At 60.9% G+C, this 672-nt stretch carries 1 protein-coding gene; it reads right to left on the reverse strand.

Annotation, left to right across the window (positions count from 1 at the left end; genetic code table 11):
- Positions 1–54 precede the first annotated feature (54 nt).
- Positions 55–672 (reverse strand): IS5 family transposase (locus BV911_RS18880; protein ID WP_086055058.1); only part of this gene is annotated, 618 nt, incomplete at its 5' end.

Here is a 672-nt window from a genome sequence, read left to right on the forward strand (position 1 = left end):
GGCGCTGTTGCACAAATTTGAAATGGGCCGCAGTGCCCCTTTCCCCAGACACACTTATCCCACGGCTTTCGTGACGGGTATTCCGAGGGCGGTGAACCGGTTCAGCACTGCAGCTCGGATCTGAACCTCCGCTACCTGGCGGTCAAAATCGCGGGCCATGAGGCTCTGACCCAGGCCCTTCACGCAGTTCATCTTTGTCTCTGCGCGACTTCGTCGGTGGTATTTGGTCCACAGCCGCCAAAGCGATCGACCGAGATATTTGGACGCCCGGAGCGCTTCATTGCGGGCCCTTGCTCCGGCGGTGGCCGGCTTCCAGGGCACCGCGTTGCGACGCGGCGGAATGATGGCCGCCGCGCCGCGGTCGGCGATGGCGTTGTGGCATTTTCGTGTGTCATAGGCCCCGTCGGCGGTGACGGTCGCGATCTCTTGGTGCGGGTCGATCTGGCCGAGAAGATCGGGCAGCATGGGTGCATCGCCGACATTGCTCGTGGTCACTTCGACAGCTCGGATTTCCAGTGTTTCTTCATCGATCCCGAGATGGACTTTACGCCAAACCCGTCGTTTCGAGCCACCGTGCTTGCGTCTATGCCATTCGCCTTCACCTTCGACCTTGATCCCGGTGGCATCAATCAAAAGATGCAGAGATCCCTTCGGCCCGCGATAGGGGATCGC

The organism is Pseudoruegeria sp. SK021 (assembly GCF_002119405.1).
GTDB lineage: Bacteria > Pseudomonadota > Alphaproteobacteria > Rhodobacterales > Rhodobacteraceae > Meridianimarinicoccus.